Source organism: Rahnella perminowiae (assembly GCF_019049755.1).
GTDB lineage: Bacteria > Pseudomonadota > Gammaproteobacteria > Enterobacterales > Enterobacteriaceae > Rahnella > Rahnella perminowiae.
Window position 1 is genome coordinate 1 of sequence record NZ_JAFMOS010000226.1, and the last position, 2,203, is coordinate 2,203.

At 51.1% G+C, this 2,203-nt stretch carries 1 protein-coding gene; it reads left to right on the plus strand.

Annotation, left to right across the window (positions count from 1 at the left end; translation table 11 throughout):
- The first annotated feature begins 364 nt into the window (after nt 1-364).
- Nucleotides 365-2,047 (plus strand): aspartate:alanine antiporter, encoded by a 1,683-nt coding sequence (locus tag J1785_RS01520; protein ID WP_129951515.1) that lies wholly within the window; start codon nt 365-367, stop codon nt 2,045-2,047.
- Nucleotides 2,048-2,203: the final 156 nt, after the last annotated feature.

Consider the following 2,203-nt stretch of genomic DNA (forward strand, 5'->3'; position numbering starts at 1 on the left):
ACAAATTACAGCCGCAAATACGTTTCGCCAAAGGGCCATTTTCTTCCTCCTTAAAGTTGGCGAGATTTCACAGGTTAACTGCAGCACCAATGTGTTCTTTATTACCTGTCAGAGCCTTCTGGCTCATTTCCCTGACGTGCCACGCACTCCCGCGAAACACAAAAAAAGCTTTCAGAATATTTATACGGGCTTTTCTCTGGCTGAACCGGCGTTCTATGACTAAAATGACGCCCGAAACCCACTTTTCCACGCCACTGACATCGGCGACAGAGGGTGTGAGTTTGAGTAGGAATATACCGTTTCTGAATTTATCCTTTACATTCTCCTATATCAAGAATTTGTTGGTAAACAATAAGTTATCCTTGTGAATATAAACGTCGCTAGTTTGTTAAACGGGAATTACATCCTGTTATTATTTGTAGTTTTAGCACTCGGTCTGTGCCTGGGGAAAATTCGTCTGGGTTCCGTTCAGCTCGGAAATTCTATTGGCGTATTAGTGGTTTCGCTGCTTTTGGGTCAGCAGCATTTCAGTATCAATACTGAAGCGCTCAACCTGGGCTTTATGCTGTTTATTTTTTGCGTAGGCGTCGAAGCAGGACCAAACTTTTTTTCCATTTTCTTCCGTGATGGCAAAAATTATTTCATGCTGGCACTGGTGATGGTTGGCAGCGCCATGTTACTGGCCCTCGGACTCGGACGCGTATTCGGCTGGGACATCGGTCTCACCGCCGGTATGCTCGCCGGGTCGATGACGTCAACCCCGGTTCTGGTGGGTGCCGGAGATACGCTGCGTAATACCATGGGCGGCAACAAACTGCTTGGTCCTGAACTGGATAACCTGAGCCTCGGCTACGCCCTGACCTATCTCATCGGTCTGGTCAGCCTGATTTTCGGCGCTCGTTATCTGCCAAAGCTGCAACATCAGGATCTGCCCACCAGTGCCCAGCAAATCGCGCGCGAGCGTGGCCTGGATACCGACAGTAAACGTAAAGTCTATCTGCCGGTGATCCGCGCCTATCGCGTCGGACAAGAACTGGTCGCCTGGGCTGATGGCAAAAACCTGCGCGAACTGGGGATCTATCGCCAGACGGGTTGTTACATCGAGCGTATCCGCCGTAACGGTATTCTGGCGACTCCGGATGGCGACGCGGTATTACAGGTGGGCGACGAGATCTCACTGGTCGGCTATCCGGACGCACATTCACGCCTCGATCCGAGTTTTCGTAACGGCAAGGAAGTTTTTGACCGCGACCTGCTCGATATGCGCATCGTGACCGAAGAAGTGGTGGTTAAGAATAACCACGCGGTCGGCAAGCGTCTGAGTCAGCTGAACCTCACCGATCAGGGCTGTTTCCTTAACCGCGTGATCCGCAGCCAGATTGAAATGCCTATTGACGACAGTATCGTGCTGAATAAAGGCGATGTGTTGCAGGTCAGCGGCGATGCAAAACGGGTGAAAAGCGTGGCTGAGCGTATCGGGTTTATCTCGGTACACAGTCAGCTCACCGATTTGCTGGCCTTCTGCGCCTTCTTTATTGTCGGCCTGATGATCGGTCTCATCACTTTCCAGTTCAAAAACTTCAGCTTCGGCATCGGTAACGCTGCCGGGTTATTGTTCGCCGGGATCATGCTCGGCTTCCTGCGTGCTAATCACCCTACTTTCGGTTATATCCCGCAGGGCGCGCTGAACATGGTGAAAGAGTTTGGCCTGATGGTCTTTATGGCGGGTGTCGGCTTAAGCGCAGGCGCGGGTATCAATAACGGTCTTGGCGCGGTAGGCGGTCAGATGCTCATTTCCGGCCTGATTGTCAGCCTGGTGCCGGTGGTGATTTGCTTTATCTTCGGGGCATACGTTTTACGCATGAACCGCGCTTTGCTGTTCGGAGCCATTATGGGCGCACGTACCTGCGCCCCGGCAATGGAGATCATCAGCGACACGGCACGCAGTAACATTCCGGCACTCGGTTATGCAGGAACTTATGCCATTGCTAACGTATTACTGACGCTCGCCGGTACGTTGATCGTTATCATCTGGCCGGGGGCATGACGTAACCTGTTGAACAATAATGTGGCAAAAAAAAATCAATCCCTTTTTTAAATTTTTGCCACATCATACGAACTTTTAACGTTAGCCAGAGTCTTAATTAGTGCCACTGCTTTTCTTTGAAGTCCCCAAATTTGGAGAGCCCGTCAATCCCGCCTG